Here is a 14,616-nt window from a genome sequence, read left to right as displayed (position 1 = left end):
CTCGAAGAAAAGACGGATAATAATCCTTAAACAAGGTATTATTATCCGTTTTCTACTGCCCTTTATTTAGTTGTGTCCCAGCCTCTTCTAGTTAAGCGAGTTCTTTTTTTCTAAAGATAAGAACAGCAATCAATAAGATTATTAGGCTAGATACAATGGTAGTAAGACCTGCACCCCAGAGTGTGTTAGGGATCGTTTCAGTCTGTAGCATCTCACCAATGTGTCCACTTAAGCTATTCGGAAACCAGCTTAATTTATGTGAGAATACACGATAAATAGCAAACATACTTAATAATGTAACAATGGATGTACCAAAGACCGCTCCTGGTGATTTAAATAAACAACTAAAGAAAATAGTTATAGTGACAACAAGCACGAACCATAAGCTATAAAAGAAAATCGCTTGTATAATTAAAGTAAAGGAAAGCTCACCAAATAATAAATTGATATAATACCAACTGGTTAAAAGTCCGATGCTAGCTGAAACTAAAATAACGGTTAATTTAGCTGCCCATTTGCTTGAGATATATGTTCCGTAATGTACCGGTTTTACTAAAATAAGTTCTACGACACCACTTTTCCGCTCCCCGGCAATCGTTCCCATAGTAAATAATACAATTACAAGTACACCAAACATACTGTATTCACCCAAGCTCATCATAAATGCATCCACAGCAGTAATATCAGGCATTTCAAAAACTGCTCCTTCAGGCATTCCGCCAGCTTTTTCTAAAATGATAGGCATATAATAAGTGGTCAGCGGATCCATAATTGCTAGGATAATAAAGACAATTGGTACCCATACCCAACTGAAATTACGACAATACTCCAACATCTCTTTTCGAAAAATTGTACGCCACTGCATTACTTATTCACCACCTTCATAAACAAATCTTCTAGTGATGCACGACTTACTTCAAATCTAGTAAGTGGCCATTGGTCAGTTGCTATTTTTTCTAGTAACGCTTGTCGTGTTTGTTCCATATCTTCAATGACACAAACAATGTCCTCACGATCAAGATAACAAGTTTTGATCCCAGGAAGTTGTTCAACCATTGGAAGATAGTTTTCATTCGATTCATGAAAAGATAAATTGATCTTAGAAGTTTGATGTTTGTGGCGTAGTTCGTTTAATGTACCAGATTCAACGATTTCTCCCTTATGCATCAGTAGTAAGTCATCACTAACTTCTTCCGCGTCACTTAAAATATGTGTCGAAAATAGAATGGTTGTTTGTTCTTTTAATTCTTCCATTAACGTTAACACTTCTCTGCGTCCGATTGGATCTAATGAAGAAACAGGTTCATCTAACATAATCATATTTGGACTATGAATTAATGCTTGCGCGATTCCTAAGCGTTGTTTCATTCCACCAGAATATTTACTAATGCGTTGATCTTTTGCATCCAAAATACCAACTCGTTCGAGATAATAATCAGCAAGTTCGGTTGCTTTTACTTTTGTTAAATGAGCAAGCTGTCCAACGTAAATTAAGAATTCCTTCCCAGTCATCCAGCCATGAAAAACAGGGTGTTGGGGGAGATAACCGATATGGTTGCGCATATCCGCTCCTAGCTTCATTCCTTCGAATGCAATAGATCCACTTGTTGGTTTTAACAATCCGGATAACATTCGTAATGTTGTTGTTTTTCCTGCCCCGTTCGCACCGAGTAGTGCTACACATCTACCAGATTCTAAACGGAAAGATATATCATTTACTACAGGGTTATCATTAAACTTTTTAGTTACATGTTGTACGGTAAACATGGAATTATTGTTGCCTCCTTCCGATTGTAAAGAATAAAATTGGACCAATAATTTGTATCAATAAGATAATAATTAACCATAACCATCGAGGGCCATTTGTTTTTTCTGTTTTAAACCAAGCGACAAGTGCGACAATCGCCAGTATTACTTCTAAAACAATTAATGGTGCAAATAATAAAAAAGTATCCAATACCCTTTCACCTCCAAATGAATATACGTTATTAATGAAGCATAAGTTTCAATATTATTTGTATTTCACTTAAATAATAGATATAATACCATTGTATTTTAAAAAGTAAAAAATTCCTCGATGTTTGTGTGAAAGAACTTATTTTCTTGGGGCATTAGCTCAGCTGGGAGAGCGCTTGCATGGCATGCAAGAGGTCAGCGGTTCGATCCCGCTATGCTCCATTTTAATGTTAGAAGTCACTACTTTAAAAAGAACATGAATTTCTTATGCTAAGATTACTGAAACGTAGTCTTTTTTTGTTGTTTATATGAAAAAACAGCCCACTGATTTATTGTGAACAATTAGTAGGCTGCACATGGCTTAAAAGTATATCTTTTAAAACTTGTTGCTGTAGTTCTGAAGTGAACTCTTTCTCTGGATAAGTGATCGGCTCTTTGAGGATGATATTGCTGGAAAAGGTGCCAAAAGCATTAATTATCGTCTTAATTGTTGCTTCGATATTTATATCATTTCTAATAGAACCATCTGTCTTTCCGTCCTGCATAATTGGTTGTAAAACCTCTATAATCTTCTTCTGTACATCCATATAGTCTTGTACATCTTCAAGCGGTTCTCTTGTGAAAGAGGCATAACTTTCAAATGCTTCGCGAAATTTTATTGCTCCATGTTTATCTGTCGATTGTTTTTTGAATAAATAATCCAACACATTTTCTAACCGTTGAAAAGCCGTTTTCTCCGAACAGGCAATGGAAGCTAAATCATCCATAATACCAGCTAAGTTTTTCGTGGCAACAGCTACAATAAGCTGATCCTTTTTAGGGAAATAACGAAATAATGTTGCGATTCCAATATCAGATGCTGCTGCTATATCTTTCATTTGAACGGTGTCTAATCCATGTTTAACGAAAAGTTTTTCAGCAGCTGCCACAATTTTCTGATGGCGTTTCCACTTGTTTTGTTCTCGTATACCTATATTCATTGTAAATCCTCCTAGTTAACTTATTATACTTCTGAGTGCGTAAAGTTTGCAAATTGGAAAAAGGGTGTTAAAATAAAACTTGATAGTTTAACTATCACAATTTATTTTTTTGGGGTGATTATAATGAGATTAGAAAACAAAGTAGCTATTATTACTGGAGCAGGCAGTGGTATGGGAAAAGAAGAAGCACTTCGTTTTGCTAAAGAAGGTGCGACTGTTGTATTAACAGATATCGCTTTTGATGCGGTTAAGAGTGTGGAAGAAGAAGTTAAGCAGTCAGGTGGGAAAGCGCTTGCTATAAAGCATGATGTATCTTCTAAAGAAGGTTGGGAAAAAGTAGTTAATGAAACAGTAGATGCATTTGGTAGATTAGATATTCTAGTAAATAATGCTGGTATTTCATTAGCTAAACCATTTATGGAACAAACAGAACAAGATTGGGCAAGAACGTATAACATTAACATTAATAGCGTAATGTATGGTATGCAATATGCTGTTCCTCAAATGGAGAAAAACGATGGCGGTTCTATTGTTAATATTTCTTCTATTTCTGCTTTAATCGGAATGGCTGGAGCAGGAGCATATACAGCATCTAAAGGTGCCGTTCGCTCAATTACAAAAGCGGCAGCAGTTGATTTTGGTAAGAAGAACATTCGTGTGAATTCTGTACATCCTGGTTATATTGTTACACCAATGAGTGCAAAATCAATGGAAGAATATAAAGATTACTTCTTATCACAAGTAGCACTTCCAAACTTAGGTAATGCAGAAGAAGTTTCAAATGCAGTATTATTCTTAGCATCAGATGAAGCAAGCCATATTACTGGTATTGAATTACCTGTTGACGGTGGAGTTACAGCTAAATAATGTTTTCTAATTAAATATAAACACATTTTATTCATTATAATGATTCCTCAATTCATAGATAGAAGTTTTGAGGTCAAACAAAGGGGTTAATGAATAGATTGATTCATATGTTTATATGTTTGATTAATTATTGAATAGATAGATTATATGGTAAAGCTAGCCTAGTGGAATTTTTGTTCTGTTAGGCTAGTTTTTTTGTGTCTAAATATTGTTAGGATTAATAAGTGGGAAGTGATGAGAAGTGTTTAGTAACATAATCTGACGCGTTCATTCTGATGATTCGGGATATGTTTTTTGTAAAAAGGTAACAGATTGCTTGATCAATTTTTTTAGTATGTCTACATCAATATCAGCTAATTTATTAATGTAAACACATGCTTTTCCACTCGTATGTTTACCGAATTGTTTTAACAATGCGTCACGATCAGTGTCACCAGTTGCAAAATATAAACTGATTTTTGCTTTTCTAGGCGAAAAGCCAACAAGTGGTGCATCTCCTTCATGACCTGTAGGATACTTATAATGATAAGATCCAAATCCAATAATACTCGTGCCCCACATTTTAGGCGGATACCCAGTAGTTTCAGAAAAAATTTCTAAAAGACTATAGGCATCTTTTCTCTTTTGGGGACTTTCCACATTTTCAATGAATTCTATTACATCTCCATCGTTTTCTATTGTCTTCTGTTTATACATAAAAAATACTTCCTCCTTATGTTAAGCTTTTGTCGTCTAGAGGCATAACTTTCATTAAATGTAATCTCATCATACTGGTAAGAACGCTAATTTTGCAAGAAACAAATAAATTGACAATGCTTTTTTTGTGCCATACAATAGTTTAATTGCGCAATTAAAGTTACATATACTAATATAAGATATTAAAAATAATTTATAATATAAGTAGTTAATAGAAAGTAGGAATATAAATGAATAAAGAAACCAGTCATATGGTGGAAACAAAGGCAATTAATAAGGTTCCGTTATTAATTGTGTTAATCTCAGGTGCGTTCGTTGCAATTTTAAACCAAACATTACTTGCAACAGCATTACCGAAAATTATGGTGGATTTATCATTAGAACCTAATACAGTGCAATGGCTACAATCCATTTTCTTACTTGTAAATGGAATTATGATACCAATCACTGCTTTTTTAATTGAGAAATTCACAACTAGAAGATTATTCTTAACAGCGATGGGATTATTTGGACTAGGAACCTTGGTCGCAGCGGTTGCGCCTGGATTCTCTGTATTGATGGTTGGACGAATTCTACAAGCATCAGGTGCTGGGATTATGATGCCATTAATGCAAACGATTTTGTTTATTATTTTTCCTGTTGAAAAGCGTGGTGCTGCAATGGGAATGTTTGGGCTGGTCATTGCATTTGCGCCAGCGATTGGACCAACTTTATCTGGTTGGTTAATCGATCAATTCCCATGGAGAAGCTTATTCTACGTTATTTTACCTATTGTTATTATTGATCTTGTTGTTGCTTATTTCATTTTACAAAATGTTACAGAGCGTAAATTTCCAAAACTCGATCGTTTATCCATTATTTTATCAACGTTTGGGTTTGGTGGTCTGTTATATGGATTTAGTATAGCTGGTACTGCTGGCTGGGCTAGTTGGTCTGTTATAATTTCACTTCTTGTTGGTGCGATAAGTTTGACTACGTTTATTATGCGACAATCTAAACTAGAACAACCAATACTTAATTTTTATGTATTCAAAAATAAAGTATTTTCGATAACTACAGCTTTAGGGATGGTTGTTTTTATTGCAATGATTGGCGGTGCAGTTATTCTACCATTATTAACACAAGATATGTTAGGTTATACTGCGACACAATCTGGTTTAATGTTGATGCCCGGAGCCATTATTATGGGAGTAATGAATCCTATTACGGGTCGATTATTTGACAAGTATGGTGCAAGGTGGCTTGCTATTATAGGCTTATCCATTGTTACATTATCCACGTTTGCTTTTTCTAATTTATCAACGGAAACAACGATTACTTATTTAACGATTATGCATGCGTTTCGGATGTTCGGTATATCCATGGTAATGATGCCAGTTACAACTGCTGGTTTAAATCAATTACCTCCACACCTTATTCCACATGGTACGGCAATGAACAATACGATGCGTCAAATTGCTGGAGCTATGGGTACTGCCCTTTTAGTTTCTGTGATGACGAATAGTGCAATACCAGCTGATGGAGTTGCTGGTGCAATACACGGAGTAAATGTTTCCTTTATTGTAGCCGGTATAATCTCTATTGTTGGCTTAATATTATCGTTTTTTGTAAAAAGCAAAAAACAGTTGAATGCAGAAAACAATTAAGTGTAAATACGGTACATAATAAATCTTCTTATAGTAGACACAAGCCATCATGTATATTAGGCTTTCTACTATAGGGAGATTTTTTACATAACGAATACGTGTTAATTGTCACATACCAAAAGGAGACTGTTGAGATGAAGGTAACTAAAGTATATAAAAATGGGTCAAGACCAATAAATGAAGATCGTTTTGTTATAAATGAACAAGCGAACATTTATGCTGTAATTGATGGTGCGACAGGTTTGGACGGAGGACTACCTGGAAAACTTGCATCAGAAACTTTTCAAACACATTTAGCAGATGCAGCAAGTCAGGATACATTATTGCCTCAAATGAAACAGGCAAATGATCAATTAAATAATCTAGTTGTTTCTTATTATAAGCAAAACTTTGAAAATTCAACTGATGTTACAGCAGCAGAGTCAATACCAAAACAAAAAAGAAGTACTACTGGAATTGCAGCAATACAACTCAATAAGACAAATACTAGTTTTGAATATGTTCACGCAGGAGATTGCATGCTATTTCTTAAATTTGATGATGGTAAAATAAGAACGGTGACTTATGATATGGTGCATCATTTTGATCAACTAGCAATCAATCAAATCCGTACACTGCGAGAACAGTATGGAGAAACAGCTGCCCTTAGTGATCTTAGAAAACAAGTAAATCCTATCTTATTAGCTAACAGGGAAAAGTACAATACACCAGAAGGGTATAGAATTTTAGATGGTACGAAGGAAGGTTATGAACAGCTTGAATATGGTCAGGTCCATTTGAATAAGGTTAGCCAAATCTTGTTATTAAGTGATGGGTTATTACTACCAAGTAAAGACCAAGAGAATAATGGCTGGGAAGCAACTGCAATGCTAGCTTTTTCATCAGGGTTAGACGCGTTATTAACAGAGGTGCAGAAACGAGAAGTAGAAGATGAAGCTTGTATTATTTATCCACGGTTAAAACAACATGATGATAAGACAGGCATTTTGATCGAAATGAAATAATTAATTCATAACAATAATAATCCCCTAAAGCTTGAGGAATCACTCAAACTTTAGGGTTTTTAATAGCTTGTTTTTTTCGATATTTTGTAGGTGATTGTAATTCATATTTCTTAAATACTTCAGAAAAGTAAGTTTGAGATGAATAACCAACAATAGTAGCGATTTGAGAGATCATATAGTCTGTTGTTAATAAAAGTACTTTGGCCTCTTCAATTCGACGATGATTGACATAATCAATAGGCGTTTGGCCTAATGCATCTTTAAAAGCGTGTGACAAATAAAATTTATTTAAATGAGTCAATTGCGATAATTTATTTAACGAAATGTCTTCTTTAAAATACTGATCGATATATTGCTTCGCTTGAGCAATTTCTTTACTTAAACTTGTCTGCTTTTCTGCTTCGATTTCCAACGTTAATTGTCTTTTTAGCAGCATGATTAATGCACCTAATAAGTAGTGACACATTGATTCATAATGATCAGATTGTCCTTGTGCTTCTTGATAAATCGTTTGAAAATAAAATTTAACGTCTGTTTGTTGATTCGATAATTTGTGAATGCTAAACGATTTACCATCGTCTGATAAATTTGTTAAGTTCAATCCTTCCATTCCAATTACAATGCATTCAAGTGGATCCTTAGTAGAAGAGGATTCCATATGTGCAACATTTGGATTGACAATAAAAACACTACCTTTACTTACCTCAAATGTATTCTTATGTGTAGTAATCGAACCACTACCTCTTATAATGTAGAATATCTCTGTAAATGGATGCGTGTGAATTAAGCTAGCCCATTCAGCGCTATAAGTTAATTTGGATGCGTAAAGTAAAGAAAACTGCTCTTCTTTGTTTGATTCTGAAATGGAATAGCGTGTGGTTGTCAATGCAATCTCCCTCCTTCATTGAACGATTTAGGAGCATTGTTAAACATCATTATAGCAAAAAAACTATTAAAAAAAACAATTATGTTAATGATATAACTATGTAAATAGACTAACCTATATGTATAGTGTTTAAAAAGTTTCAATCCTATTTTTCAACATGAACATGCAAGGAGGATTACAATTGGTGAACGATAAAGGTCGGGTGACATTACCTGCTGAAGAAGGATTAGAATCAGAAATTGCTACAATTATTGATAGGTGGGGAGCGGATGCAGTACGTGATTCAGATGGAACAAAGCTAACACCAGAAGTTAAAAACATGGCGAATAAAGTATATTCAAAGTATTTTTTTACCCGTGGAGATCAGGAATGGGCCAAAGCAAATTTAGATGAGAGACAACATTTTTACTTAATGTCTGAGCCTGTAACTGCACGTGCAAATCATGTTGACATACCTATTATGACGGGATATTTCGATCAACAAGTAAGTCCGGATACGGATCATGATATAAAGACGTGGTGGGAAGTAATAGATAGAACAACAGGAGAAACCGTAGCGCCTGAGCAATGGACTTATGAACAAGATGCGAAGGTAGTAACCGTTCTAGAAGCAAATAAGTGGCATATTTATACAGTTAGTTTTTTAGCATATCAGCTTTGGGATCCTGTACATATGTACAATCACGTGACCAATAAATGGGACACCGAACATCATATACCATATGATCCGAGGTATCCAAAAACGAGAAAGCACATTATTAAACACTTAAAAAAGTGGTTAGATGAGCATGAAGATACGAATGTAGTTAGGATAACAACGTTTTTTTATAATTTTACATTAGTCTTCAATGATGCTGCACAACAGAAATATGTTGATTGGTTTGGTTATGGTGCAACAGTCAGTCCACTTGCATTACAGGCTTTTGAAAAAGAAAAAGGATACAAACTTCATCCAGAAGATTTTGTTGATGAAGGATACTATAATTCTCCATTTAGAACACCATCCACAGCATTTCTAGATTGGATCGATTTTCAACAACGCTTTATTAGTGAACTTGCAAAAGAATGTGTTGATATTATCCATGATTATGGAAAAGAAGCCATGATGTTCCTTGGAGATCATTGGGCAGGGACAGAACCTTACGGAAAGTACTTTAAAAATATTGGTCTTGATGCAGTAGTTGGCTCAGTAGGCGATGGTGTAACGTTACGTATGATTTCGGATGTTCCCCACGTGAAGTATACTGAAGGAAGATTCTTACCTTATTTCTTCCCAGATACGTTCAAAGAAGGTGGTAATCCAGTTGAAGAAGCGAACCAAAATTGGTTGCAAGCAAGACGAGCTATCTTACAAAGTCCAATCCAAAGAATGGGGTATGGAGGATATTTGAGTCTAGCGCTAAAGTTTCCAGATTTCGTTGATCGCGTAGAAGAGATAACGAATGAATTTAGACAGATTCATTTGAAGTCTAAAGAAACATCTTCTTACAAGGCTCCATTTAAGATAGCTATTCTGAATAGCTGGGGAGGAACTAGAAAATGGATGAGTCACCATGTGCACCATGCCATTTGGTATAAACAGTGTTACTCATACTATGGAATACTTGAGAGTTTAAGTGGAATGCCATTTGATGTAGAATTTATTAGCTTTGATGATATAAAAAATAACGGTATATCTGATGATATCGGTGTAATTATTAACGCTGGAGATGCTTATACCTCATGGAGTGGTGGAGAAGCTTGGTTGGATCAAAAAGTTGTTTCTACTATTAAAGAGTGGATCGATCAAGGAGGGGGCTTTATCGGTGTTGGTGAACCAACCGCCTGTGAGTTTCAAGGAAGATTCTTTCAATTGTCTGATGTGTTAGGAGTCCAAAAAGAGATTGGATTCAGCTTAAACACAGACAAATATAATTCACTGTCTCATGAAAAGCATTTTATTCTAGAAGAGAATGACAACCCAATAGATTTTGGTGAAGGAATGAAATATGTATATCAAACGAACCAAGATACGATGGTATTGGATATGGTCGACTCTGATGTTACGATAGCCGCTAATCAATTTGGTTCGGGTAGATCTGTTTATTTAGCGGGACTTCCATTTAGTCCTGAAAACACTCGGTTACTATTAAGAGCGATATACTGGGTAGCATCAAAAGAGAGTTTAATGAAAAAATGGTATACATCAAATGTTCAAACCGAATGTGTAGCTTATCCTGAAGCACATTCATTTGTTGCCATTAATAATTCCTATGACATACAACAAACAACGGTTTGGAAAGAAGATGGTACAACAGTTGAAATAACACTTGAACCAATGGGTTATGAATGGTTTGAAATTTAACGTGAAGTCAACAACTCGTTTCCGACTGTATTGATTAATCCTCGATATTCCGGATTGATTTAAGAAAGATCAAACTATTGAGGGGAAAGCGGATTAAAGTGTAGATGAAAATCAATATAATTTTTTGGTTTTTGCCATATGAAATAAGTAAAACGGTGAGTATTAATCACACCGTTTTACTTATTTTTGACACATCGCGGTGCTTCGGCCATTTAACCTGACATTAAACGTTTTCAAAACCTCAGTCTAGCTCTCATTTGTATATATAACAGTTTGTAATTTCATTTCATTTGGTAAACTCTTTTGCAATGAGTGAATTAATTTGTTCGCGTTTTTTAAGTAACCACTCAGATTCACCTGGATATTGTTTAAAAGTAATTGGATGTTCGATCTCTTTTTCTAAATGGGAAATCACACGCTCTTTTCCAATCTTCTTTTCTAGTAATTTTAAAGCACGTAGATCCTGTAAAGCTTCATAAAACACTTCCAGACGTATCGATTCAATTGGTCCATTATCACCTGGATAAACTAAAAATGCATCTCCTGATGCGAAGGCATAACCAGCATCTGTATTTTCAAAAGGATTGATTACCTTTTTAGAGTATTGTGTTAACCAGAAGTTATATCCCCAATGTAAGAATCCTTTTACATCAAATTTATATAGCTGTAAACCTAGAACTCTATTCCTTGAAGAAGGGAAATTGAAAAAACGATTTGAAACGTCTTTGTATTGTACACAACAATAATATGTCCATAAATCATTTACTTTGTTTTCAATAAACGATTCAATGTGATCATTTGCTGGAATAGGATGTTTGACATAACCCTTTTCATAAAATTCATAGTCTGATAGAGCATCCATAATCGGAAAGTCTGCTAAGTGTTTGTGAATGATAGCACTCGCTTTTTGATATGAATCCAAATGCTCGAGTGTTGGCTCATCTGATACATGAAAATAAACATAGTCTTCTAGATCTTGTTCTTTTATAAAGGATACTAGTTGCGGAAGAAATTCTGAAAGAAATTTGCTATACTCTTCACCAGTTGCATCTGTTTCCCAACCAAAAATTTTACTTTCTACATCATTCTCACTAGCAATAATCTTAGGAGCGTGCTTTGCTCCCCATTGTGTGAATAAATGGGAAAATTCGAAGTACTTTATACCATGCTTCTTACACATTTTGATCCAATTTTTAAGTTGGGAGAAATTAAATTCATAATTTTTGCCGACTTTATTAACGCCTATCAATTGAACGGTTAGACGTTCACCACCAATCTCTGTATCAAGTGGAGGAGTGAATAAAGGTGTGTAAATCATATTCATACCGTGTTTAGCAGCAGTTTGTATATATTTATCCATCCATTCCCAATGTTTTTCACTAAAAACTTCAACATTATATTCGATAGCTAAACAATCGGCGTGAAACCACTCAGTATGAATCAGTTTCTGCTCAGGTAAAGAAACGGGAATAACATTTAATTTAAATACTTCTTCCGCAAGTGGTTGACCATCTTTCATTTTAAAAACTATTTTTATATTGTGAGTGCCTGGAGTTGCTTTTTCATTTAAATTGACTGTTATCCAAACAGATCGCCATTGGTTTGGCAGACCAACTAAACCATTTTCTTCAATTGGATAAAGCGGATCTGGATATAACCCTGGTGTTTTCCGTAATATATTGTCGTCATGATCGGCGTAGCACGGTAGTTCGGAAGGTACCAAGCCGACAGACCTTAAGGTAATTAGATCCTGTAGTTCTGATTCAATTTCAATAGAAATTTGATCAAATAAGCTTTGTTTATTTCGATAAGCTACTTGAAAGGAGTAAGTTTCATTTAACAGTGCCGATGCTTCATTGAATGAACTGCAAGTTAATTCTTCATCAGGAAATACCTTTTCTAATGAGCTAATACATTTCGTCTCCAATATACGGTTGATTTCAACCAAATAAATCCCTCCTGTTTTCTCTTGCGAATTATAAAACTGATATTCAAATCCTTGTTTAGTAGTTTATTTTCCCCTAGTCTAACGGAAAATAATATCTTTATGTCCACCACAAATGAAAGCGTTCTATTAAATCAGTTTATTAAAGTACACCTTATAACCTTTTAGTTTGCATGTCAATTTAGATAATAATTAATAATTCAAATGTTTAAACCAAATGTGTAGCTTATCCTAAAGCATGTTAATTTGTTGTCATTAATAATTTCTATGACACATAACAAACGATGGTTTGGAAAGAAGATGGTACAACGCTTGAAATAACAATCGCTTATAATGGAGTATAAATGGAATGACATCTAATTTAATTTATCTATGTGAATAATAAATTAACTGTAGTGGTAATCTATATTTACAAGAAATAGTAAGTTAACTTTCTATAAACAGCAATATACTTAAAAAAAAGAACAAGATGTTTATTGTGGAAGCGCTTCATTGAGAGTAAGATTAAATTGTAAAGAAAAATATTTAGGAGGGGTCTTATTATGAAACTTAAGAATTTATTACTCACTATTACTTTACTTGTTTTTTCACTAGTTCTAGCAGCTTGTGGAGGTTCAGATGATAATGAGGAAGCAGATACACCGACAGATGGTGGGTCAGAAAAAGTTACACTTGAAGTGGCTGCGTTAGAATCTGCATATGGTGCAGAAATGTGGGAGAAAATCGCAGATGCTTATGAAGAAATCAATGAGAATGTAACAATTGAATTAACTGTTGAGAAGAATTTGGAAGAGGTTGTTCGTCCGAACCTTCAAGCAGGCGAATATCCTGATATTTTCCTATTAGCTACAGGTAGAGAAGAAGGTTTGACAGATACTTTAATTAAAGAAAATGGTATAGAAGAAATTACTGATGTGTTAGGTATGACAGTTGCAGGAGAAGATGTAACAGTAGAAGAAAAACTACTTGATGGTTTTACAGATACACTTGCAACAAACCCTTACGCTGATGGTAAAACTTACTTAGCGCCGATGTTCTATAGCCCAACTGGATTATTCTACAATGCTAATTTGTTAGAAGAAAAGGGATGGGAAACTCCAGCAACTTGGGATGAAATGTTTGCTTTAGGTGAAAAAGCGAAAGCTGAAGATACTGCTTTATTCACTTATCCAGTTGCAGGTTACTTTGATTCACTAATTCCATCGTTAATGTATGCTGCAGGCGGACCTGAGTTTTATAATGCAGCAATGACCTATGAAGATGGTATTTGGGAAACACCAGAAGCGAAACAAGTATTAGAAACAATCGTAAAATTAGGTGATTATGCACACCAAAACACAGTAGCAAACGCTAATCCTAATGACTTTACGAAAAACCAACAAATGATCTTAGACAATGAAGCGTTATTTATGCCAAATGGTACATGGGTAGTTGGCGAAATGGCTGAAGCACCAAGAGCTGATGGGTTCAAATGGGGTATGATGCCAGCTCCAGCATTTGGAGAAGGTGGAGATCGTTATGCGTTCACATTCTTTGAGCAAATGTGGATTCCGAAGCAAGCTGAAAACGTAGATGCAGCAAAAGAATTCTTGACATTCATGTATTCTGATAAAGCAGCTTCTATTTTCTTAGAAGCAGGTGCAGTACAACCAATTGATGGTATTACGGATCAACTAGAAGGAGACCAAAAGTTATTCTATAGCATTTATGATGAGCAAGGTGCACTTCCTGCTATGGGTGGTTTTGCTTCAACAGAGCCAGTACCAGGTGTAAACATGCATGACACATTATATAAACAAATTGACGGTGTAATAGCTGGTTCAGTTTCTCTAGACGAATGGCAATCAGATATTGAATCAACTAGCGATAAGCTAAGAGATGCAATGAACTAAGCCGTACGCATCTTAGATGGTGTATAATATAAAAAATGAAACGGTGAGTATAATGCTCATCGTTTTATTTTTAATGAAAAGAGAGGCAGGTGTACGCCATGAATAAAAAAGTATCAAGAAACCTATTTATTGCAGTATGTGTTGCGCCAGCAGTGCTTTTGCTAGCGACGTTTATGATTTTACCAACGATTGAGGTATTTCGTATGTCTATGTATCGTTGGGGCGGATTCTCAAATACAAGAGAGTTTGTTGGTCTAGATAACTTTAAAGTGCTGTGGAATGACATGGACTTCATTCAATCGTTCCAAAACTCGATTCTATTGATTGTGCTTGTAGCAATCATTACGTTGATCTTTGCGGTATTCTTCGCAGCGGTGTTAACGAAAGAACAAGTAAAAGG

At 34.9% G+C, this 14,616-nt stretch carries 12 protein-coding genes, 1 tRNA gene and 1 pseudogene; 7 read left to right on the top strand and 7 right to left on the bottom strand.

Going from position 1 to position 14,616, the window contains the following annotated elements; translation table 11 throughout:
* Positions 1 to 91: 91 nt before the first annotated feature.
* The 3 genes from HP569_RS12185 to HP569_RS12175 are packed head-to-tail and all read right to left on the bottom strand — an operon-like array spanning position 92 to position 1,957.
* Positions 92 to 865, bottom strand: a complete 774-nt coding sequence (locus HP569_RS12185; RefSeq protein ID WP_182201452.1) for an ABC transporter permease — start codon at positions 863 to 865, stop codon at positions 92 to 94.
* Positions 865 to 1,767, bottom strand: a complete 903-nt coding sequence (locus HP569_RS12180) for an ABC transporter ATP-binding protein (protein WP_182201451.1) — start codon at positions 1,765 to 1,767, stop codon at positions 865 to 867. Before HP569_RS12180 ends, HP569_RS12185 begins: the two co-directional genes overlap by 1 nt.
* A gap of 4 nt (positions 1,768 to 1,771) precedes the next feature.
* Complete coding sequence (locus HP569_RS12175; RefSeq protein ID WP_182201450.1) at positions 1,772 to 1,957, bottom strand: PLDc N-terminal domain-containing protein; 186 nt, start codon at positions 1,955 to 1,957, stop codon at positions 1,772 to 1,774.
* A gap of 148 nt (positions 1,958 to 2,105) precedes the next feature.
* Here HP569_RS12175 and HP569_RS12170 point away from each other — a divergent pair.
* Positions 2,106 to 2,178 (top strand) — tRNA-Ala (locus tag HP569_RS12170).
* Positions 2,179 to 2,285: 107 nt separating this feature from the next.
* On the opposite strand, the gene HP569_RS12165 is transcribed toward HP569_RS12170, so the two are convergent.
* Positions 2,286 to 2,936: a TetR/AcrR family transcriptional regulator gene (locus HP569_RS12165; protein WP_246367175.1), complete on the bottom strand. Its 651-nt coding sequence runs from the start codon at positions 2,934 to 2,936 to the stop codon at positions 2,286 to 2,288.
* 123 nt (positions 2,937 to 3,059) lie between these two features.
* Between HP569_RS12165 and HP569_RS12160 the strand changes: the two genes are divergently transcribed.
* Positions 3,060 to 3,803 (top strand): SDR family NAD(P)-dependent oxidoreductase, encoded by a 744-nt coding sequence (locus HP569_RS12160; RefSeq protein ID WP_182201449.1) that lies wholly within the window; start codon positions 3,060 to 3,062, stop codon positions 3,801 to 3,803.
* 267 nt (positions 3,804 to 4,070) lie between these two features.
* On the opposite strand, the gene HP569_RS12155 is transcribed toward HP569_RS12160, so the two are convergent.
* Positions 4,071 to 4,499 carry a DUF1801 domain-containing protein gene (locus HP569_RS12155; RefSeq protein ID WP_182201448.1) on the bottom strand — a complete coding sequence of 143 codons (429 nt, stop codon included), beginning with the start codon at positions 4,497 to 4,499 and terminating at the stop codon, positions 4,071 to 4,073.
* A gap of 230 nt (positions 4,500 to 4,729) precedes the next feature.
* Between HP569_RS12155 and HP569_RS12150 the strand changes: the two genes are divergently transcribed.
* A complete protein-coding gene (locus HP569_RS12150) occupies positions 4,730 to 6,145 on the top strand; it encodes an MDR family MFS transporter (protein ID WP_182201447.1) in 1,416 nt (471 codons plus the stop codon).
* Positions 6,146 to 6,279: 134 nt separating this feature from the next.
* Entirely contained in the window at positions 6,280 to 7,149 is an 870-nt protein-coding gene (locus tag HP569_RS12145) for a protein phosphatase 2C domain-containing protein (RefSeq protein WP_182201446.1), read from the top strand.
* Positions 7,150 to 7,192: 43 nt separating this feature from the next.
* On the opposite strand, the gene HP569_RS12140 is transcribed toward HP569_RS12145, so the two are convergent.
* A complete protein-coding gene (locus HP569_RS12140; protein ID WP_182201445.1) occupies positions 7,193 to 8,035 on the bottom strand; it encodes a helix-turn-helix domain-containing protein in 843 nt (280 codons plus the stop codon).
* Positions 8,036 to 8,216: 181 nt separating this feature from the next.
* On the opposite strand from HP569_RS12140, the gene gnpA reads away from it, so the two are divergent.
* Positions 8,217 to 10,379 carry a 1,3-beta-galactosyl-N-acetylhexosamine phosphorylase gene (gene gnpA, locus HP569_RS12135; protein WP_182201444.1) on the top strand — a complete coding sequence of 721 codons (2,163 nt, stop codon included), beginning with the start codon at positions 8,217 to 8,219 and terminating at the stop codon, positions 10,377 to 10,379.
* 286 nt (positions 10,380 to 10,665) lie between these two features.
* Here the strand turns inward: gnpA and HP569_RS12130 are convergent, their stop codons facing one another.
* Entirely contained in the window at positions 10,666 to 12,327 is a 1,662-nt protein-coding gene (locus HP569_RS12130; RefSeq protein ID WP_246367172.1) for a DUF4091 domain-containing protein, read from the bottom strand.
* Positions 12,328 to 12,866: 539 nt separating this feature from the next.
* On the opposite strand from HP569_RS12130, the gene HP569_RS12125 reads away from it, so the two are divergent.
* The gene (locus tag HP569_RS12125) at positions 12,867 to 14,216 is read left to right on the top strand and encodes a carbohydrate ABC transporter substrate-binding protein (RefSeq protein ID WP_182201443.1); all 1,350 of its coding nucleotides are present in this window, start codon (positions 12,867 to 12,869) and stop codon (positions 14,214 to 14,216) included.
* Positions 14,217 to 14,314: 98 nt separating this feature from the next.
* Positions 14,315 to 14,616 (top strand): annotated as a pseudogene (locus HP569_RS12120) (sugar ABC transporter permease); the annotation flags it as partial.

Source organism: Paraliobacillus salinarum (assembly GCF_014083865.1).
In the GTDB taxonomy this organism is placed as follows: Bacteria; Bacillota; Bacilli; order Bacillales; family Amphibacillaceae; genus Paraliobacillus; species Paraliobacillus salinarum.
This window is presented reverse-complemented; position numbering and strand designations above follow the sequence as displayed.